This window comes from Nocardia donostiensis, assembly GCF_002081715.1.
GTDB classification, from domain to species: Bacteria; Actinomycetota; Actinomycetes; order Mycobacteriales; family Mycobacteriaceae; genus Nocardia; species Nocardia donostiensis.
This window is the reverse complement of record NZ_MUKP01000008.1, coordinates 63,410-82,076: the sequence shown is the minus strand read 5'-3', so window position 1 is coordinate 82,076 and position 18,667 is coordinate 63,410. Positions and strand designations below refer to the sequence as shown.

Sequence of the window (18,667 nt, the reverse complement as noted above, 5' to 3'; positions counted from 1 at the left end):
CGACCGAGGAGGTGCAACCATGGCGCATGCGCACACGACGTCCGCGGACACGCGTTCGGTCACCGAACTCGTCGAAGACGCCACATCGCAGCTGACGCGACTGGTGCGCGACGAGATCCAGCTGGCCAGGCTGGAAATGCAGGACAAGACCAAAGGTGTGGCCAAGGGCGCCGGAATGGCTGGGGCCGGAGGGCTGCTCGCGTTCTACGGGGGTGCGGCGCTGGTTGCCGCCGCGGTGTTGGCGTTGGCGCTTGTGCTGCCCGATTGGGCGGCCGCGCTGATCGTCGGCGCCGTGCTGCTGTTGCTCGGCGCCGGGCTGGCTCTGCTGGGGAAGAAGAATGTCAGCGCGGCCGGGCCGCCCGTGCCGCAGCACGCGGTCGACGACGTTCGCGAGGATATTCAAGCCGTGAAGGGCGGAACCCGACGATGAACGACAACAGAAAACCGGATCTGCCGAACGAACCGGAGTTGCTGCGAGTGGACCGGGACCTGGCCCGACAGGAGCTAGGGGAGACCGTAGCGGAACTGACCAGCAAATTCGATGTGAAGGCGCGCGCGGGAGACAAAGCGCACGAGGCCGCCGACGCAGCCAAACACCGGGTCGGTGAAGCCCGGCATCGGGTAGCCGACACCGCTGGCCACGCCAAGGTTCACGCGCGCGAACTCGTCGACCGTGCCGAGGCCGCCGCGCCGTCGCCAGTGGTGGACCGGGGCCGGGAGGCGATGGGGATGGCCCGCAGCCGTCCGGTGCCGATCGTGGCCGCCGTACTGGCGGGCGGGCTGGTGTTCTGGCTGATTCGGCGCAGGCGGCGGTCATGCTGAAATTCCTGTACAAACCGCTCGGGATGCTCGTCGGCGTGCTCGGCGGGCTTGCCGCCAATATCGTGTTCGCCCGGGTGTGGCGCCGCATCAGCGGTGAGGACCAGGCACCGAGCGCGACGGCACGCGACCACGGGTGGCGTGAGGTGCTGCTGGCAGCGGCAATACAGGGCGCGGTCTTCGGGTTCGTCAAGGCCGCCATCGACCGCGCGGGCGCGAGCGGATACCAACGCCTGACCGGGACCTGGCCCGACAAGTGACTGCGCGCGCCCGGCAGTGCGAAGAACGATCTCATCGCCGTATCGCGCTCGGCATAACAAAGGTTGTCCCTTCCTGCGTTCCCGGGCTCGCCTTCACGCCGGATACGGCCCGAGGCGACCGAGTTGGGTGATGGCCGGCAGCGACAACCCGAGCCGACTCGCCGCCGGACCTCTGCTCTGAGGGGTGGACGGCCCCATGGTGACAGCCGATTCGGGCAGGTGAGGTCGGCCGCCCTGCTGTGGGTCGCCGAAGTTTCGCTGACCATTTGCCGGTATCTTTCGTGTTCGCTGGCCCGCACAGGTGCGACGCCCTGCGTCGCGACGAGGTTTGCTGGGCCGGGAAGCGTTTGCTGGGGTCGACCCCGGGTAGCTGCCCAATATGGTTGTTTCTGTCCGCAGCATGCTGTCTCCCCGCTGGATCGCCGAGCCGGCCGCAGCTGTGTCGGATGTGACGCGTGCCGGGGCGCAGCGCGCCACCAGGGCGGGGATGCAGGCCGCCACGGCGCCGTTGCAGGCTGGAGTCAAGATGGCGACCGCCCCGATGCGGGCGGGAGCGAAGGTCGTGGGAGCACCGCTGCACGCAGGAGTGAAGGCGGCCACCGCGCCGTTGCAGGCGGTGGGGAAGGTGGCCGATAACGTACTCGCCGGTGCCGCGCTGCTTGCGCCGAGCGAAGAAAGCAGGCTCCGCGACGATCTGGCCGCGCTGCTCGATCCGCACGCCCGCCGCGCCCAACGCCGGGTGGCGGTCAGCGAGGGCCTGGCCACTATCGAAGTGCAAGGCCTGAGCAATGGGCACAGTTCTGATGTCACCCGCCGTCTCGAACAACACCTGAGCCGTTTGCGCGGCGTGGAGTGGTGGCGGATCAACGCGGTCACCGGCCGTGTCGTCACCGCCCTGGCCAGCGGCGCCGATCTACATCAGCTGCTCACAGCGGTCGAGGAGGTGGAAGCCGAATCCGACGTCGACGACGAAGGATGGAGCCGCACCGACGAATTCCCCTCCGACCGGGAACCCGTGCTCGCGGCCGCTATCGAAGTGGCGGGCGATCTCTGCGCTATCGCGGTATCCGCCGCCGGAGCCATCCCACCGCTGCGCGGCATGATGCGGACGGTGCGCGCAGTGTCGGCCTTCGCCGACGCCCAGCCGCGGCTGCGCAGGCAGCTCGAGGAGCGGCTCGGCGCCACCCGCACCGATCTGCTCCTCGCCATCACCACCGCGGCGGGCACCGCGCTCGGCGAAGACGCACTGGGCGGCACAACCAACCTGCTGGCCGATGCGGTACAACGCGGTTTCACTCTCACCGAGGCGCTCGCGAGGCGCGCGCAATGGCGGGAATGGGAAGACGAGATCGTCTGCCAAGAGCATTTCGGCGTCGCCGAACCGTTGCCGGACTACGAGCGGCCCGTCGAGATGCCGCGCGGTCCCATCGAACGCGTCGCCGACGAAATGGCAGCGGCCGCGCTCACCGGAGCCGCCGCGTTCGCCGGACTCGGCCGCCTCTCCGATGTGCCTGATGCGCTCATGCTCGGTGTGCCGAAGGCGGCACGCACAGGCCGCGAAGTATTCGCCGCCACCCTCTCGACCTCACTGGCCGGCGCGGGTGTGCTGACCCTGCACCCACGCGTCTGGCGCAGGCTCGACCGGTTGAGCGCGTTCGTCGTCGACGGCGAAACACTGCTCACGTCTCGCCGCGTCGTTCTCGCCGCGGAAAGCAGCCATGAGCAGTGGCCGGTATCGCGCGTCTGGAGCTCGGCGCAGCGGCTGCTGTGGTCGGCCGCGGAGAACGGTTCCGCTGCCGCGCGGCAGCAGCTGCGGCTGGTCCACCCCGAGTCCGGAACACCCGACCGCGGCGCCACCGCGAGCCCCGTATGGCGCGAACTACGCGACGGCGCCGACACCCTGGGTCGGGTCCTGGTCGGTCGCGAACTCGACCCGCACGCGCACGGCGTCATGACCTCCGCACGACAGGCAGGTCTGCGGGTGATCCTCTACGCTCACCAGGACGCCGGTGAACTACGCTCGCTCGCCGACGAATTCGTCCCCGCGGAGGGGTCGTTGAGCACGCACGTGCACCGGCTGCAACGCGGCGGCCACGTGGTGGCTGTGCTCAGCACCTGCGCGTACCGGGCGCTCGACCAAGCCGACGTGGCGCTCGGCCTGGTCAGCTCGACCCACGGGGAAACCCATGTGCCCTGGTCGGCAGACGCGCTGTGCCGCAACCTGATACAGGTGCAACGGGTACTGACCGCGGTCGGCCCCGCCCGGCAGGTCAGCGAACGCGGCCGGACCCTGGCGCTGTCGGCGTGCACCCTGACCGGACTGCTGCTCGCGGCCGCACCGCAGACCCGATCGCGGACCGCCCCGATGGTCGCCGCGAATTTCGCCGGCCTGTGCAACGGAGCGATCACCGGTATCCGCGCCGCGGGAACCCGCCCACCGGAAGTGCTCGCGCCGCTGCTGCCCTGGCACGCCCTGGAACCCGACGAAGTGCTGGACCGGCTGCCGCAACCACCCGACATCGATGAACGCGCCGCCGCGGTGAACGGGCAACACCGCAGCATGATCGACGCCGTGTCTCCGCTGGTGTCGTTTCTCGGCCATATGCGCCGCGAACTGGCCGACCCACTGACTCCGATCCTGGGTGTCGGCGCGGCCGCGACGGCGATCCTCGGTTCCCCCTCGGACGCGGTGTTGCTGTCGTCGGTGCTCACCGTGAATGCGATGATCTCCGCCCGCCAACGCCAAGCCGCGGAAAGCGAACTACGCGAACTGATCGAAGGCGAGAAGCTCACCTGCCGGGTGCTCGACCGCGCCGACCGGGACCACGACGATCCACCGGAAACCACATTGCCCGCCGATCGTCTGGCCGTCGGCGATATCTTCGTCGTCCGGGCGGGCGAGGTGGTCCCCGCCGATGCCCGCCTGCTGCAGGTCGACGATCTGGAGATGGACGAATCGGGGCTCACCGGCGAATCGGTCACCGTCGATAAACGGGTCGAGCCGACCCCTGGTGCCGCCCTGGGGGAACGCGCCTGCATGGTGTTCGAGGGCAGCACCGTGGTCAGTGGGTCGGCAATGGCCGTGGTCGTCGCCGTCGGCGCCGACACCGAGGCAGGCCGTGCCACCGCGGGCGCGGTACCGCCGGACAAAGGCGGTGTGCAGGCTCAGCTGCGGGCGTTGACCGAGCGCGCGTTACCGTTGACCCTGTCCGGCGGAGCCATCGTCACCGCGCTCGGCGCGCTGCGCGGACGCACCCTGCGCGCAGCCATCGCAGACGGTGTCGGGGTCGCGGTCGCCGCCGTGCCGGAAGGGCTTCCGCTGGTCGCCACCGTAGCTCAGCTGGCCGCCGCGCGGCGGCTGTCCCGCTACGGCGTGCTGGTGCGCGCCAACCGGGCGGTAGAAGCTCTCGGCCGTGTCGACACACTCTGCTTCGACAAAACCGGCACCCTGACCGAGGGACGGCTGCGGCTGACCGCACTCGCCGACCTGGACCAGCAGTGGCGGCCCGACGCCGACACCGAGGATGCCCGAAGGCTGCTGCGCGCCGCGGCGCGTGCCTGCCCGGACCCGGAGGACGGGCCGGTGCTGCACGCCACCGACCGCGCGGTGCTCGACGCCGCCGAGCTGTACGGCGAAGACGCGAACTGGAATCCCATCGACGAGATCCCCTTCGAATCCAACCGCGGCTACGCGGCCGCATACGGGCACACCGCGCGCCGACTGCGGCTGATGGTCAAGGGAGCGCCGGAAGTGGTGCTGCCCAAATGCAGCCGGGTGCGCACGGCCGAGAAACGAGACCGGGCGCTGTCGCCGAACTTGCGTCAACGCGCCCAGAGTGTGGTGGAAGACCTTGCCCAGCAAGGGCTCCGCGTGCTTGTCGTGGCGCGGCGCGATCTGTCCGCTCGGCCCGAGGACGTCGAGGACGTGGTCGAGGAGCTGACCCTGCTCGGATTCCTCGGTATCGCCGACACCCCGCGCCCGCAGACACCGTTCCTGGTCCGGGCGTTGCAGGACAACGGTGTCACCGTCCGGATGATCACCGGTGACCACCCCATCACCGCAGCCGCCGTCGCCAGGCAGCTCGGGATCACTGTCGGCACGGTCACCACCGGAGCGGACCTGGACCGGCTCGACGAGACCGAACAGACCGCACTGATCGAACGCAGCACTGTTTTCGCCCGTGTCGGCCCGGAGCAGAAGGTGCGCATCGTGTCGGCGCTGCGCCGCTGCGGCCATGTCGTCGGGATGACCGGCGACGGCAGCAACGATGCGGCCGCGATCCGCACCGCCGATATCGGAATCGGTATCGCCGCACATGGTTCCGCCGCCGCCCGCAACGCCGCCGATCTGGTGCTCACCGAACCCGACCCACGGGCGCTGCTGCACGCGCTCGTCGAAGGCCGCAGCATGTGGCAGCGTATCGCCGACGCGGTCGCGGTGCTGGTGGGCGGTAACGCGGGCGAGGTGGCGTTCACCCTGTTCGGAACCGGGGTCAGCGGCCGGGCGCCGTTGGGGACCAGGCAGTTCCTGCTGGTCAACATGCTCACCGATATGTTCCCCGCGCTGGCATTGGCGTTGGCCGAAGACGGCGAACGCCCCGAACCCGACGACACCCCGGAATGGGTGGAACAGCGCGCCGCCCAGCTCGCCGAGATTCCGCCTGCACAGCTCGGCGGCGATCTGCTGCGCACCATCGCCATACGTGGAATCGCAACGGCCACCGGTGCTTCCGCCGCGTGGACCTTCGGCCGCTACACCGGTACCCGGCGCCGCGCCGACACCATCGGGCTGGTCGCGTTGATCGGCACCCAGCTCGGTCAGACACTGATCGCCGGTTACCGCAGCCCGCTGGTGTGGTTGACCACCGCGGCCAGCGGTGCGGTGCTCGGTGTCGTGGTGATGACCCCCGGGCTCGGCACCTACTTCGGTTGCACGCCTTTGGGACCCGTCGGATGGACTGTCGCGACGACCGCGGCCGCCGCCGCCACCGCGGGCTCGACACTGCTGCCGCGTCTGCTGCCCACCGCATCACCCGAGGGCCCACAGGAACCGCCCGCGTTGGCGCTGCCCACCACGGAACCCGAACCCGAAGGCGCACAGGAACCGCCCGCGCTGCCCGCCCCGCATCTGCCCGAGCTTGCCTCCGCGGCCGCAGGGAACGGCAGCGAGCAGACCTGACAGCGCCGGTACAGCACGCACCCGCAGCACCCGGCGTACCCCCGGTGACCGCCGGGGCGCGACCCCCGCGGAACGCCCCGGCGTGCCCCTGTATGCTCACAGCTCCCCGGACATTATCGCTGTGCCGGAGCTGTGGGCTGGCTCCGGGTTCCCGCGGCTGTCTGCGGTAGTGAAGTCAGGTGTGACAAGTCATTTGGGGATCGGAGGGAGCAAACCCATGGCGCGCAAGGTCGTCATCAGTGTGATCGATGACCTCGACGGTGAGTCTCCGGCCGTCGAGACGGTTTCTTTCGCACTAGAGGGAGTGACGTACGAGATCGACTTGTCCGAAGCCAACGCGGGGGAGTTGCGCGCAGTCTTCGGTAAGTGGACACCATTCGCTCGCAAGGTCGGTCGCGCTCGGCGCACCAAACGGGAGAAGTCGCCGAATGAGGTGCCCGCCATGGTGATCCGGGAGTGGGCACGACGCAACGGGCACGAGGTATCGCAGCGGGGCCGCATCCCCGCCAGTGTCGCCGCCGCCTACCGTCGCGCCACTGCCTAGGCGTACCTCCGCCTTCGCTGCGGCCGTGTGCATTTATGCGTACTTCCAGGTTCGTACGCCTGTGGTCGGTCTGCCTGCTGCGAGCGTGCCTCCGTACCCGCTACTGCGGCTGCGCGCTTTAGGTATACCTCTGCATCCGCTGCGGACGTGCCCCGGCATCCGCTGCGATTGTGCACTTAGGCGTGCTTCCCTTATTCGCTGCGGTTGTGCGCTCCGGACGTGTCTCTGCATTCGCTCCGGTTGTGCGAGTAGGCGGCGAGATAAGGGCATGTGTAGGGCCGTACGGTTGCGTTGGTCGTGCCCGCCACCTTCAGCTTTGTCGATCGTTGCGGCAGCGGCACGGCGCCGAGCGCAGGGGCGCGCGGAAGTTCGTCGTCAGGCCGCGGGCGTCCCACGCTGTGGTACAGGTTCTTTCACGCGCCCTGTAGGCGGATCTCGTTGTTCAGTTCGGCGACCTGTTCGGCCAGCTGGGTGTTGTCGAACGCGGTGCCGAGCCGGTTCGTCAGCTCGTCGCGGGTGATCACCAGCAGCCCCTGCGGCTCGTCGGTGACCTCGGTGAGCCGGATACTGCCCTGTTCGAGCACCAGGCATGCATGCGGTACGTTCGCGGCGAGCAACCGACGCAGATCGTCCGCCGTGACCTGTAGGTGTGGGCCGCTCGCGCCGTGCCCCGGCGACGAGCCGGGCGTTGCGCCAGTCCGATCATCGGTGTTCATGCTGATCGGTTGCCCCGCTATGCCCCGGCGAAACGGAAGGCTCGATATCCGGCCATGTGGCGGCGGCGCGGTGGTTCGGTAGCTGCGAGCCTACCTCGGCAGAGACAGTCAGGGTTCGGCGTGCGCTCGATCGGGGCCGGGGCCTGGCGGCGGACCCGGACGAAGGGAGGCTGCCGGAAGCCGGAAGGGCCGGGACGAGAGGACTCGGCCCGGCCGGAGGGTCATTCTCTGTTGGTGGATCGGCGCAGCGGTGTCACGTTGCCGTGCGGCTTGTAACCGACGCCACCGAGCATCACCCGCTCCTCGGGCAGCCGCGGGCGCACCGGCGGGCCCGCAGGCCACCAGTCCTCGAGTTCGACCAGGCCGGGTTCGAGCAGTTCGAGGTCGCCGAAGTATTCGGCGATCTGTTCGCGGGTGCGGTACCAGCCCGAGCCCAGCCCCATCTGGGTGAAACGGCGTTGCAGTTCGATCGCCAGGTCGTGCAGTTCCGTACCGTCGTCGGGGTCCCAGAAATGGGTGATCGCGACGTAGGAGCCGCCGGGCAGTTTGTCGATGTAGCGGCGCATGATGGCGGCCGGGTCCAGATCGTCGTCGACGTGGTGCAGGATGCCGCACAGGATGAGCCCGAGTGGTCGGCTCATGTCGAGGTGTTTGACGATATCGGGACTGTCGAGCAGGGTGTCGGGTTGGGTCAGGTCCGCGGGAACGAAATGGGTGTAGTCGTTTTGTTCGAGCAGGACGCGGCCGTGGGCGTTGCAGACCGGGTCGTTGTCGACATACACCACAACCGCTTCCGGGTTCTGCTGTTGGGCGATCTCGTGGGTGTTGCCGACCGTGGGCAGGCCGGCGCCGATGTCGAGAAACTGGTCGATGCCGACCGTGCCCGCCAGATAACGGATGACCCGGTGTAACCAGCGGCGGTTCATCAGCGACACATCGCCTTGGCGGGGCGCGACTTCGAGGATCTGTCCGAGCGCTGCCCGGTCGACGTCGTAATTGTCTTTGCCACCGAGACTGGCGTCGTACACGCGAGCGATGCTCGCGCGGCTGGTGTCCACGCCTACCGGGGCACGAACACCGGTCTGCGGTGCGGATTCGGACATGAAAACCTCTCTCTGACGTTCGGAAACAACACCGTTCGGCCCGCCTCGGGTAGTCGCATCGGTTCTGCCGCCATCACCTTCGGCCGCTAACACCTTCGGCCACCATCGAATTCGTTGCGACGATCCGAAGCGGACAACGAGCTGTCGTGCACACAGTAGACGAACCGCGTGGCGCTCGGCAGCGCTCGACGCCTGTCCGTTACCCATCGTTGCTGTAACTGCCTGAAACCAGGCTCAGGGCTGGGCTTCTCGCTTCAGCACCTGCCCGGGTAGCCAACCCCTCTGAACATCGGTGACCCGCCACCATTGCACGTCCACGGTCAGTGCTTCCACCGGAGTAGCCAGGAACGGCTCGATCTGCGGTTCCTTGTTCCGCAACGCCTGGAAGGTTTCCGCCCGGTCCTGTGGTGCGCGTACGGTCACGGTGCCGAGCCCTTGGGCGAACGGCTGGAGAAACCCTCCGGGAACCACTTTGAAGCCCACGTTCGGGTTCGCCCGGAGCTGATCGAGGGTGCGCCCCCGGTTCTCCAGGATCAGGGTGAGCAGAAACGGGTCGTCATCGTCCAGTTGGGCGAAGAACGCGTTGGAGCACCAGTTGATCCCGTCTTTGGACGTGGCAAGATCGATGGTGGTGAAGGTGAGGATACCGGCGAGCTTGGCTCGCACCGCCGCGCCGGTGATCGGTGAATCGTCCACAGTCATAGCGTTCTCCATCGCGATTCGAGGTTCGAGGAGTCGGCCACTGTGGTCACGAACGAGTTCGCCTGTGCTGCCATCTCCTATCACCTGGCCGTTGGGTCCGGCCACTGTATGGGCGAGTGTAGCCACGGCGCGGTGCCGATATGCTGCGAACAGCGGGTTATCCTGGGGTGACGCTGAGCGATTCGCAATGAAAAATGCGAAATGTAACTAGCGCTAGGGCAGCTGCGAAGTACCTATGAGCCAATTGTCAGCGTTCGATTGTTTCGTAGTCGAACGAGTAGGATCTCCGCCTGATGCGGAGTGGTTGGCGGCAGGGCGGGCACCCCGCGAGTACATCCTCAACCGGCCAGAGGCGGTCCATGAGCAACGAGCAGGGAAACAGCGACAACCCGGAAGCGGCAGCCGAACGTGGGCCGACCGTGCTGCGGATCGCGCTCGGAAGCAGGCTGCGGCAGCTGCGCGAAGGTTGTGGGATCAGCCGGGAAGCGGCGGGCGAACACATCAGGGGCTCGCATGCCAAGATCAGCCGGCTGGAGCTGGGTCGCACCGGCTTCAAGGAACGGGATCTGCGTGATCTGCTCGATCTGTACGGCGTGCGGGACGAGGCGACCCTGGACACCTACCTGCAACTGATGCGCCGGGCGAACGAATCCGGCTGGTGGCAGCCGTACAACGATCTGCTGCCGACATGGTTCGAAACCTATATCGGCCTCGAACAGGCCGCGACCACCATCCGCACCTACGAAGCCCAGTTCGTTCCCGGCCTGCTGCAGACCAGGGATTACGCCCGCTCGGTGATCATGCTGGGCAACGATGACGAGATGGAACGCCGGGTCACCATACGCCTCCGCAGGCAGGACATCCTGTCCCGGTCCGCACCGCCGACGCTGTGGGCGGTGCTGGACGAGAACATGTTGCGCCGCCCGGTAGGCGGTGTCCCGGTGCTGCGAGCCCAGATCGAGCATCTGCTCGAGGTGTCGGAGAAGCCGAACGTCAAGATCCAGGTGCTGCCGTACGAGGTGGGCGGGCATCCTGCGGCTAGCGGATCGTTCAGCATCTTGCGTTTCCCGGAGCCGGAACTGTCCGACGTGGTCTACCTCGAACAGCTGACCAGTTCGTACTACCTGGAAAAGAAACAGGACGTCGAGCTGTACATGACGGTGATGAACAAACTCAGCGTGCAGTCGCTGACACCGGGGGAGAGCCGCGATTTCCTGCGGAAGGTGCTCAGCGAGCTTTCCGACGAGGAGAACTGACCGCCTGGCTGCCGAGGCGTTCCCACCTGTGCCGGTTCTTTGCCGCGAACTTGCTGATATGCGCGTCTGCGCCGGTCTCCGCCCCTGCTCATCGGCCTATGCCGGTACGGGCGGGCAACTGGCGTTCGTCTCCTGGTAGCGCATCGGCCCCCGGCACTGACCTGCCTTCCTTCAGAGTGTCCGGCCTCTGTCTCATCGCCACTCCCGCGACGGTGCTCGTCGTGGTGGTACCGAGGCGGTTGCCCTCGTGTCGCCGACTTCACTGCTTTGACCGACCGACCGTCGGTCGTTAACTTGAGTGTGGAGGAGGTACCGCACATGCGACAAGTGAAGAAGCCCGAGGTCCGCAAGGCGGAGATCATCGACGCGGCCTTGCGCACCTTTGCCGACAAGGGATACGACCGGACCACTGTCGAATCCATCACCAGGGAGCTGGGGGTGGCGAAAGGCTGCTTCTACCACCACTTCACCTCCAAAGAACACGTGTTCACCGAGGTGATCGCCGCGCTGGCGGAACGGATATGTGCTGGCTACCTGGACATCCTCGGCGATATCTCGGTTTCGCCCCGCGCCCGGCTGCTCGCCTATATCGACTACAACTACACGCTTACCCGGGCAGATACCGTCCCCGCCGTGATGTCGACCCTGCACGGCGACCAGTTCCGCGATATGCACCATCGGGTCGTCGACCAGGTCGGCACGCGACTGCACCCGGTGCTGTGCGAGCTGCTGGCCGCGGGCACCGGCGCGGGCGAATTCGCCGTACGCGACGCGGAGTTCACTGCCGTCGCAATCCTTGGCATGCTGCGGGAACTGCACGAACACTACGCTGAGCGCCCCGACCTCGACCTGGAGTCGCATCGCGACGCCCTGCTCGAACTCCTCGAACGCATCCTCGACACCGAATTCACCGAAACCCGGGAGCAGCCGTGAAAACAACCACCGTCACCTTCCATTCGGGCGGTACCGAATGTGTGGGCACCCGCTACGGCGACGACACCGGCCCCGGCCGGCCCTGCGTACTGCTGTGCCCAGGGTTCAGCGGAACCCAGGACACCCCGGCGCTGACCGCCGCGGCCACCGCCTTCGCCGAAGCCGGCTGTGTGGCATTGACCTTCGACTACCGATCGTTCGGCGCCAGCGGCGGCCAACCGCGCCAGATCGCCGATATCGGCGGCCAGTTGGCGGATATCGCCGCCGCTGTCGCGTTCGCCCGGACACAGCCCGGGATCGATCCGGAGCGGATTGTGCTGTGGGGCAGTTCGCTCGGCGGCGGGCATGTCGTCACCGCGGCAGCCGGTGATCCACGGATCGCGGCGGTCATCGCCCAGGTGCCGTTCAACGGATTCCCGAAACAAGCCGAGGGCCGGACCGCCGAGGAAACGCGCGCGCTGCTGCGCGCGATCCTCGGGGACTGGCTGCGCGGGGTGTTCGGCAGGGCACCCCGCTACATTCCGGCCGTCGGCAGGCCCGGTGAGCTCGCCGTGATGACCGGCCCCGGAGCCCACCACACCATCGAGGCCATGAACAGCGCCACCTGGCGCAACAGTGTCGCCCCGCGGACGCTGCTCGCGATGATGCGCTACAAACCCGGTAACCATGCGCCGCGGCTGCAGGTGCCACTGCTGGTCTGCATCGCCGACAGCGACCGCGAAACTGTCGCCGAGGACACCCTCGACCTGGCCCGCCGCGCTCCTGACAGCGAGATATGCACCTACCCGTTCAGCCACTTCGAGATCTACCATCCCGACAACCGAGGCAAGGTCATCGCCGACCAGGTGGACTTCCTGCGCCGGACCGTGCTCGGCAGCTGACCCCACCGGGGAGCGCTGCGGTGCACGGTTTCGGACGCGATGAACCGGGAATCGCGACTGGGAGCCGAATCCGAGGAGGTGGTGGCCGTGCCGCACGGCGATATCGCTAACCGAGACGATACTGCGGGACCCCGGCGGGTGGTGATCGTCGGCAGTGGGTTCGCCGGGTTCACCTGCGCGCAGCGGCTGTGCCGAATTCTGGCAGCTGCCGGATCCGATACCGAGGTGCTGCTGGTCACGCCGACCGACTACATGCTGTACACGCCGCTGCTGCCGGATGTCGCGGGCGGGCTGATCGACCCCCGGTACGTCGCCATCCCGCTAGCCGACTCGCTGCCGCGGGTGCGGCTCGTCGTCGCCACTGCCGATTCGGTGGACCTGGCGAACCAGACGATCACGGTGACCAGCGAACACCACGAGCCGCGCACCCTGTCCTGGGATCGGCTGGTCCTGGCTCCCGGCTCGGTCACGCGGCTGTTCGACGTACCCGGTTTGGCCGAGCACGCCCGCGGCCTCAAAACAGTCGCCGAAGCGCTGTATCTGCGCGAACAACTGCTGCACCAACTGGAACTGGCCGACCATGAGGAGGACCCGGAGATGCGGCGTGCCCGCCGCACCTTCGTGGTCGTCGGGGCCTCCTACGCGGGCACCGAACTCATCGCCCAGATGCGTGCCTTCGCCGACGCCTACGCCGACCGGCGGGGTCTGGACCGGACCGATATCCGGTTCCTGCTGCTCGATCTGGCCGAACAGGTAATGCCGGAGGTGGGGGAGAAACTCGGCGACAAGGTGCTGGCGGTGCTGCGTGATCGCGGGATCGATATCCGGCTGAAGACATCGCTGCGAGAACTGAGCGACGACCGGGTCGTGCTCACCGACGGCACGGTGGTTCCGACCTACACCGTGGCCTGGGTGACGGGCGTGACCGGAGCGCCCCTGCTGCAAACCCTCGGCCTGCCGCTGGAACGGGGACGGTTGGTCGTCGACGAGTACCTGACGGTCCCCGGGTTCGCGCATGTCTTCGCCGGCGGTGACGCGGCCGCCGTCCCCGACCTCACTCAGCCCGGCAAGGTCACTCCGCCCACCGCCCAGCACGCAGGCAGGCAGGGCAAGATCCTGGCCAGGAACGTCGCCGCCAGCCTCGGTTTCGGGAGCAGAGCGCCGTACCGGCACAAGGACATGGGCTTGGTCGTCGATCTCGGTCCCGGGTTCGCCGTGGCCAACCCGCTGGGTGTGCCGCTGTCCGGCTTGCCTGCGAAAGCGGTAACCCGCGCCTATCACACCTGGGCGGTGCCACGTGCGCTGAACAGGTGGGCGATAACACTGACCTACCTGACCAATGCGGTCACTCAGCGGCCGTTGACCCGGCTGGGCCTGGTCAGCCGGGAGGAAGCCAGTTTCGGCGCAAGCGAAGGGATCCCCAGCCGTCAGTGACCATTCGAGGGCACTGGTGGGGTGTGGCGGCGAGGGCAGCGGGTAGCCGAGGGATATGGCTACTGTCGCTGCATTACCGGAGGAACGTGCCGGCGCGCCGATGCGTGCCGTGGTCACCGGATCCGATTCCGGGATCGGGAAAGCGATCGCCGACGCCTTGGCCGGCGGGGGCGTCGATGTCGGCATCACCTACCACGAGGACCGGAAAGGAGCCGAGGACACCGCAGGCATCGTCCGCGAGCGTGGGGCCCGCGCGGCCGTACGCCGACTGGACCTCGACGACCTGCCGACCGCAGCGGCTGTGGTCGACGAACTCGCCGACGAGCTGGGCGGTATCGATGTACTGGTGAACTGCGCCGGAACCGGTACGGCGCAGAAGGCGATGGAGATGGATTTCGACACCTGGCGGCATGTGCTGTCGGTCGACTTGGACGGTGCTTTCCTCTGTTCGCAGCGTGCCGCCAAGCATATGATCGACGCGGGCCGCGGCGGTCGCATCATCAATATCACCAGCGTGCACGAGCACACCCCGAAGGTGGGGGCCGCGCCCTACTGCGCCGCCAAAGCCGGGCTCGGCGCGCTGACCAAGGTGCTGGCGTTGGAGTTGGCCGAGCACGGGATCACCGTGAATTCGGTGGCTCCGGGGGAGATCTCGACACCGATGACCGGTCAGCACGACGTCGACCCCCGCACCGAACCACGACCCGGTATCCCGCTGGGCCGCCCCGGTCACGCCAAGGAGGTCGCGTCGGTGGTGGCGTTCCTGGCAACCCCGGCTGCCGGATATGTCACGGGTGCGTCCTATGTGGTCGACGGCGGCATGCTGCTGATGGGCCCGCAGGCCAGTCAGCTGCTCACTGATGAGAAGTGGCGGCAACCCTGATCGGGGGCGAGCTCGACGAGCAGTGATGAGGAGATCGGTGTGGGCGAACGCCCCGTGGTGATCGTGATGGGGGTGTCGGGAGCCGGGAAGACCACGGTCGGCCGGCGGCTGGCCGAGGTGCTCGACGTGCGCTACACCGACGGTGACGATTTCCATCCGGCTGCGAATATCGCGAAAATGGCTGCGGGCAACCCGCTCACCTATGAGGACAGGCAGCCCTGGCTCGACGGGCTCGCCCGATGGTTGCGTGACCACGCCGAGGACGGTGCGGTGGTGAGCTGTTCGGCGCTGGAGCGCCGGTATCGCGACAGATTGCGCGCCGCCGCTCCCCGAGCCCTGTTCCTGCATCTGGTTGCCTCCAGGGATGCGTTGGACACCCGGATCCACAAGCGCACAGGGCATTTCATGCCGGCTCGGTTGCTGGATTCGCAACTGGCGACATTGGAACCGCTCGCCGCCGATGAGCGTGGGCGCACGGTTGACGCGATGGCGGACCCGGATCGGATCGCCCATGATGCAGCGGCTTGGGTTCGCGAAACCAGCTGAGGGGCAAGAGCTGTTCTCTCTACGGCAGGGATACGGCCGTATCGAGATCGCTCCGACTCGGAACCGTCAGGGTGATGTGGTCTTGTGGCGATGGTAATAGCGGGCGACCCGGGCGCGGTTGCCGCAGCGGTCCGGAGAGCACCACTGGCGGCGGGGGTGAACGGGCAGGAACAGCATGACGCAGTCATCCGCCGCGCAACGCCGGAGCTTGGGGAGCGCCGGATCGGTGAGCAGGTCCACGGCTGCCTCGGCCAGCGTCGCGGCGAGGCGCTCACCGGGAGTTCCCTTGCGGCGCACAGTCGCGACGCAGCATTCGCCGTCCCATTCGAGGTGACGGATGGCCGGCGCTGCGGATTGCGCCGTACCCAGACCGCGCAGGGCGGCGGCGGGAGGACGACGGCCGTGCAACAGGGCCTCCAGAGCGGCGGTTACCTGGTCGCGAACGTATCGGACGGCGTGCAGGTCGGCCGGGGTCGGGTTGGCGAAGGGTTCGGGTAGGCGGTCGGCCTGTAGACGTAGCCAGTGGTCCAACTGTTCCGGAGTTTCCAGCAGGTCGGCTCCGGCTGGACGGCTGTTGACCAGGTCCAGGGCCAGGGGCTCACCGATCAGCGGTTCAGGCTCACTCACAGGCTAATGGTAACTCATTGCGTTGACGGATTAGGTATGACTCGGCTAGAACTAATGCATCTCCTCCCAGAGAAAGCATGTGAAGACACTATGTTCGAGTTGCCCCAGATCCGACACCACGCCATCGACGTCGACGGTGTCGAGGTCTTCTATCGCGAGTCCATCCCTACCCGGTCCGATGCGCCGACTCTCCTGCTGCTGCACGGCTTTCCCTCTGGGTCGCACCAGTTCCGCCGCCTGATCGACATACTCGGTAACCGTTTCCGATGCATCGCCCCCGACTACCCGGGCTTCGGGAACACGGTGGCCCCTGCTGATTTCGAGTACAGCTTCGACCATCTCGCCGATATCACCGAGGGCTTCGTGAAACAGCTCGGCCTGACCCGCTTCCCCATGTATGTCTTCGACTTCGGCGCCCCCGTCGGATTCCGGCTCGCGGTCCGGCATCCGGAATGGATCAGCGGACTCGTTGTGCAGAACGGCAATGCCTACGAAGCTGGGCTGTCCGACGGCGCGAAAGAGTTCATCGCCCTGCAGCCTGAACAGGACGGCTCGGAAGCCACCATCCGCGCCCTGCTCAGCTGGGAGGGCACCCGCAGCCAATACGAAAACGGTGTCCCCGATCCGGCTGTTCTCTCCCCCGATGCATGGACTCTGGACCAGTACTACCTGGACCTCCCCGGCCGCACGGAAGCCCAGTTGGCTCTTGCCTACGACTACCACTCCAACGTCGCGCGCTACCCCGAGTGGCAGTCCTGGCTGCGTGAACACACTCCGCCCACTCTCATTGCCTGGGGCGCGAACGACCCCTTCTTTCCTTCCCCCGGGGCCCACGCCTATCTGAAAGATCTCCCCGACGCCGAACTCCACCTCTTCGACACCGGCCACTTCGCCCTGGAAACCCACCTCGGCAATATCGCGCCACTCATCGCCGATTTCCTCGACCGGATCGCCCTCTGAACCAACCCCCACATCTCACGGAATATGCCTGCGGCTCAAACTCCTGGCTCGGGCCGATAAGACGCTGGGGCGTGAAGCCGCACGCGGTATGGCATACAGATCGAGGCTGCCGCTCTGATCACCGGCAAGCGTTGCGGAGCTTGTGTGTTTGGCTGTCGGTGTGATGTCGAAGGTGATCCGGGTCGGCGTCGACGTGCTTGCATGGGCTGCAACACTCGCAGGAGCTGCTGGAGTCGCATTGCACTTCAGTCGGTCGTGGTCTCGGGTGTTGGTTTTAGCGGCTTCGGGTGCGCCGTACCTGATGGGTTCCGCGCTTGTTGGGGCGGTGGCGTTTGCAGTCATGCGACGCTGGAGCGGTGTGGGGGTGGCGGTCGTTGTCGTTGCTGCCGCGGTGTGGACTCGAGCTCCGCTGTATGTCAGTAGCTCGGGCGATGAGGCTGGGCGCACCGTGATGGTGATGCAGGCCAATCTTCTGTTCGACGGGGCTGATCCTCGGGCGCTGGTCGATCAGGTGCGCGCGCGAAATATCGCTGTGCTCACCGTCAACGAACTCACACCGGCCGCGGTCGATGAGCTCGACCGGGCGGGGCTCGACCAGGTGTTGCCGCACCGGTATCTCTCCCCGGGAAGGACCGCGAGCGGGACGGGAATCTGGAGCAGCTACCCGCTGTCGGAAACCGTTGAGTACGACGGGTTCGTGCTGAACCAGCTCTCGGCGACGGCAAGTATCCCGGATGCCGGACCGGTCACGGTGTATGCGTTCCATCCGGTGCCACCGGTGTTCGGTACGCAGGTGTGGGCCGACGAGCTGGCCCGTCTGCGCGAAATTCTCGAGCGGTCGCCTTCGGGGCGTCCAGCGATCGTCGGCGGCGACTTCAACGCGACCTACGATCATGCGCAGTACCGCGCGATGTTGTCAGGGCGTTTCGCCGACGCCGCCGAACAGTCAGGTGCCGGAGACCTGGTCACTTATCCGACCGATAAGCGGTGGCCGCCTCTGGTCGGTATCGACCATATCCTCGTCGCCGGAGGCCACGCCGTCGCAGTGGAGACGGTGGATCTACCGGGCGCGGACCACCGAGCCCTGGTGGCGCAGATCCGTCTGGACCATGGAAGGCAGTAGGTCCTTATCCCGAGTGGTTTTCCACATTGGCGGCAGCTACCGCGGCGAGTCCCTTGGCCTTTTCTCTTCCTTGTTTCGTGTCGAGCGGCCATTCGGGATCGTAAGTGATCTGCACGATCGACTGCCCGACGCGTGATGCCACCCAGTACGTGCGGAATGTTGGAATGTCGGTGAAGTAGGGGTGCACTATTCCGCTCTGCCGCGCAACGGATTCCTCACCCGCAGGTGCGTCGAAGAGCTCTTGCTCTCCGATTGTCGCGGGCCGACCGGAGGGGCTTTTGCCGTTCTCCCACCTCGTGCAGCGGCTTACGAGATCTCGGTAGGACGCCAGCGCCGACGCTGCCGCGGCAGCATTGGTGTAGACGAAGGCGTGGCTGCTGACCGACTCGACTCCTACGTCGGATTCGTTTTTCCATGCGGCACTGGCTGTGCCGGTCATCTCTGCTGTGCGCAAGGTCCGCGATTGATTGCTGCACTCGGGTTGCGTCGGCCCTGGGGGTTCGCTGCTTTCCGGGTCAGTGCCGGTCAGCGGTGTCCATCCCGGCTCGGGCAGTTGGCTCGCCGAAAGAAGTAGATCGTGCGCCCGGGGTGCTGTGTCCTCCGACGAACAGGCAGCGAGCAGCAACATCACCGTTGCCGCTAGAGCGGCCACAGTAACTCGGGCTGAATCAATCACTACGACATGAAACCACTTGCAGTTC

18 protein-coding genes are annotated in these 18,667 nt (G+C 67.0%); 13 read left to right on the top strand and 5 right to left on the bottom strand.

The window, feature by feature from the left end:
- The first annotated feature begins 19 nt into the window (after nucleotides 1-19).
- The 5 genes from B0T44_RS07645 to B0T44_RS07625 all read left to right on the top strand — a co-directional run bounded on the left by B0T44_RS07645 (nucleotide 20) and on the right by B0T44_RS07625 (nucleotide 6,802).
- The gene (locus B0T44_RS07645) at nucleotides 20-430 is read left to right on the top strand and encodes a phage holin family protein (RefSeq protein ID WP_077117590.1); all 411 of its coding nucleotides are present in this window, start codon (nucleotides 20-22) and stop codon (nucleotides 428-430) included.
- A complete protein-coding gene (locus B0T44_RS07640) occupies nucleotides 427-822 on the top strand; it encodes a DUF3618 domain-containing protein (RefSeq protein WP_077117588.1) in 396 nt (131 codons plus the stop codon). The genes B0T44_RS07645 and B0T44_RS07640 overlap by 4 nt, the downstream gene beginning before the upstream one ends.
- Entirely contained in the window at nucleotides 816-1,079 is a 264-nt protein-coding gene (locus tag B0T44_RS07635; protein ID WP_077117586.1) for a DUF4235 domain-containing protein, read from the top strand. Before B0T44_RS07640 ends, B0T44_RS07635 begins: the two co-directional genes overlap by 7 nt.
- Nucleotides 1,080-1,458: 379 nt before the next feature.
- Entirely contained in the window at nucleotides 1,459-6,258 is a 4,800-nt protein-coding gene (locus B0T44_RS07630) for a cation-translocating P-type ATPase (RefSeq protein WP_077117584.1), read from the top strand.
- A 217-nt stretch (nucleotides 6,259-6,475) separates the two neighbouring features.
- The gene (locus tag B0T44_RS07625; RefSeq protein WP_077117582.1) at nucleotides 6,476-6,802 is read left to right on the top strand and encodes a histone-like nucleoid-structuring protein Lsr2; all 327 of its coding nucleotides are present in this window, start codon (nucleotides 6,476-6,478) and stop codon (nucleotides 6,800-6,802) included.
- A 413-nt stretch (nucleotides 6,803-7,215) separates the two neighbouring features.
- Here the strand turns inward: B0T44_RS07625 and B0T44_RS07620 are convergent, their stop codons facing one another.
- The 3 genes from B0T44_RS07620 to B0T44_RS07610 form a co-directional block, all read right to left on the bottom strand.
- Nucleotides 7,216-7,518, bottom strand: a complete 303-nt coding sequence (locus B0T44_RS07620) for a hypothetical protein (protein ID WP_077117580.1) — start codon at nucleotides 7,516-7,518, stop codon at nucleotides 7,216-7,218.
- A 221-nt stretch (nucleotides 7,519-7,739) separates the two neighbouring features.
- Nucleotides 7,740-8,621, bottom strand: a complete 882-nt coding sequence (locus B0T44_RS07615; protein WP_077117579.1) for an SAM-dependent methyltransferase — start codon at nucleotides 8,619-8,621, stop codon at nucleotides 7,740-7,742.
- Between the two features lie 234 nt (nucleotides 8,622-8,855).
- Complete coding sequence (locus B0T44_RS07610; RefSeq protein ID WP_139347861.1) at nucleotides 8,856-9,323, bottom strand: pyridoxamine 5'-phosphate oxidase family protein; 468 nt, start codon at nucleotides 9,321-9,323, stop codon at nucleotides 8,856-8,858.
- A gap of 359 nt (nucleotides 9,324-9,682) precedes the next feature.
- Here B0T44_RS07610 and B0T44_RS07605 point away from each other — a divergent pair, with 359 nt between their 5' ends.
- The 6 genes from B0T44_RS07605 (at nucleotide 9,683) to B0T44_RS07580 (ending at nucleotide 15,256) form a co-directional block, all read left to right on the top strand.
- Nucleotides 9,683-10,579 (top strand): Sco1979 family transcriptional regulator, encoded by an 897-nt coding sequence (locus B0T44_RS07605; protein WP_077117577.1) that lies wholly within the window; start codon nucleotides 9,683-9,685, stop codon nucleotides 10,577-10,579.
- Between the two features lie 318 nt (nucleotides 10,580-10,897).
- Entirely contained in the window at nucleotides 10,898-11,512 is a 615-nt protein-coding gene (locus B0T44_RS07600) for a TetR/AcrR family transcriptional regulator (protein WP_139347860.1), read from the top strand.
- On the top strand, nucleotides 11,509-12,393 hold the full coding sequence (locus B0T44_RS07595; RefSeq protein WP_077117573.1) for an alpha/beta hydrolase: 885 nt from the start codon (nucleotides 11,509-11,511) through the stop codon (nucleotides 12,391-12,393). The genes B0T44_RS07600 and B0T44_RS07595 overlap by 4 nt, the downstream gene beginning before the upstream one ends.
- Nucleotides 12,394-12,534: 141 nt before the next feature.
- Nucleotides 12,535-13,827 carry an NAD(P)/FAD-dependent oxidoreductase gene (locus tag B0T44_RS07590; protein WP_077117747.1) on the top strand — a complete coding sequence of 431 codons (1,293 nt, stop codon included), beginning with the start codon at nucleotides 12,535-12,537 and terminating at the stop codon, nucleotides 13,825-13,827.
- A gap of 55 nt (nucleotides 13,828-13,882) precedes the next feature.
- Complete coding sequence (locus tag B0T44_RS07585; protein ID WP_077117571.1) at nucleotides 13,883-14,710, top strand: SDR family oxidoreductase; 828 nt, start codon at nucleotides 13,883-13,885, stop codon at nucleotides 14,708-14,710.
- Between the two features lie 39 nt (nucleotides 14,711-14,749).
- Nucleotides 14,750-15,256, top strand: coding sequence for a gluconokinase (locus B0T44_RS07580; protein WP_367946994.1), 507 nt, complete (start codon nucleotides 14,750-14,752; stop codon nucleotides 15,254-15,256).
- Between the two features lie 66 nt (nucleotides 15,257-15,322).
- Here the strand turns inward: B0T44_RS07580 and B0T44_RS07575 are convergent, their stop codons facing one another.
- Complete coding sequence (locus tag B0T44_RS07575) at nucleotides 15,323-15,883, bottom strand: CGNR zinc finger domain-containing protein (protein ID WP_077117569.1); 561 nt, start codon at nucleotides 15,881-15,883, stop codon at nucleotides 15,323-15,325.
- A gap of 90 nt (nucleotides 15,884-15,973) precedes the next feature.
- Here B0T44_RS07575 and B0T44_RS07570 point away from each other — a divergent pair, with 90 nt between their 5' ends.
- The gene (locus B0T44_RS07570; protein ID WP_077117567.1) at nucleotides 15,974-16,843 is read left to right on the top strand and encodes an alpha/beta fold hydrolase; all 870 of its coding nucleotides are present in this window, start codon (nucleotides 15,974-15,976) and stop codon (nucleotides 16,841-16,843) included.
- Nucleotides 16,844-17,300: 457 nt separating this feature from the next.
- Nucleotides 17,301-17,966 carry an endonuclease/exonuclease/phosphatase family protein gene (locus B0T44_RS07565; protein WP_367946993.1) on the top strand — a complete coding sequence of 222 codons (666 nt, stop codon included), beginning with the start codon at nucleotides 17,301-17,303 and terminating at the stop codon, nucleotides 17,964-17,966.
- Nucleotides 17,967-17,970: 4 nt separating this feature from the next.
- Here the strand turns inward: B0T44_RS07565 and B0T44_RS07560 are convergent, their stop codons facing one another.
- Nucleotides 17,971-18,597 (bottom strand): hypothetical protein, encoded by a 627-nt coding sequence (locus tag B0T44_RS07560; RefSeq protein WP_139347859.1) that lies wholly within the window; start codon nucleotides 18,595-18,597, stop codon nucleotides 17,971-17,973.
- Nucleotides 18,598-18,667: the final 70 nt, after the last annotated feature.

Coding starts and splice junctions, on each gene's coding strand:
- B0T44_RS07640 (WP_077117588.1), top strand. CDS start 427: ATGAACGACAACAGAAAACCGGATCTGCCGAACGAACCGGAGTTGCTG.
- B0T44_RS07620 (WP_077117580.1), bottom strand. CDS start 7,518: ATGAACACCGATGATCGGACTGGCGCAACGCCCGGCTCGTCGCCGGGG.
- B0T44_RS07635 (WP_077117586.1), top strand. CDS start 816: ATGCTGAAATTCCTGTACAAACCGCTCGGGATGCTCGTCGGCGTGCTC.
- B0T44_RS07605 (WP_077117577.1), top strand. CDS start 9,683: ATGAGCAACGAGCAGGGAAACAGCGACAACCCGGAAGCGGCAGCCGAA.
- B0T44_RS07615 (WP_077117579.1), bottom strand. CDS start 8,621: ATGTCCGAATCCGCACCGCAGACCGGTGTTCGTGCCCCGGTAGGCGTG.
- B0T44_RS07600 (WP_139347860.1), top strand. CDS start 10,898: ATGCGACAAGTGAAGAAGCCCGAGGTCCGCAAGGCGGAGATCATCGAC.
- B0T44_RS07585 (WP_077117571.1), top strand. CDS start 13,883: ATGGCTACTGTCGCTGCATTACCGGAGGAACGTGCCGGCGCGCCGATG.
- B0T44_RS07625 (WP_077117582.1), top strand. CDS start 6,476: ATGGCGCGCAAGGTCGTCATCAGTGTGATCGATGACCTCGACGGTGAG.
- B0T44_RS07565 (WP_367946993.1), top strand. CDS start 17,301: ATGCAGGCCAATCTTCTGTTCGACGGGGCTGATCCTCGGGCGCTGGTC.
- B0T44_RS07630 (WP_077117584.1), top strand. CDS start 1,459: ATGGTTGTTTCTGTCCGCAGCATGCTGTCTCCCCGCTGGATCGCCGAG.
- B0T44_RS07645 (WP_077117590.1), top strand. CDS start 20: ATGGCGCATGCGCACACGACGTCCGCGGACACGCGTTCGGTCACCGAA.
- B0T44_RS07570 (WP_077117567.1), top strand. CDS start 15,974: ATGTTCGAGTTGCCCCAGATCCGACACCACGCCATCGACGTCGACGGT.
- B0T44_RS07610 (WP_139347861.1), bottom strand. CDS start 9,323: ATGACTGTGGACGATTCACCGATCACCGGCGCGGCGGTGCGAGCCAAG.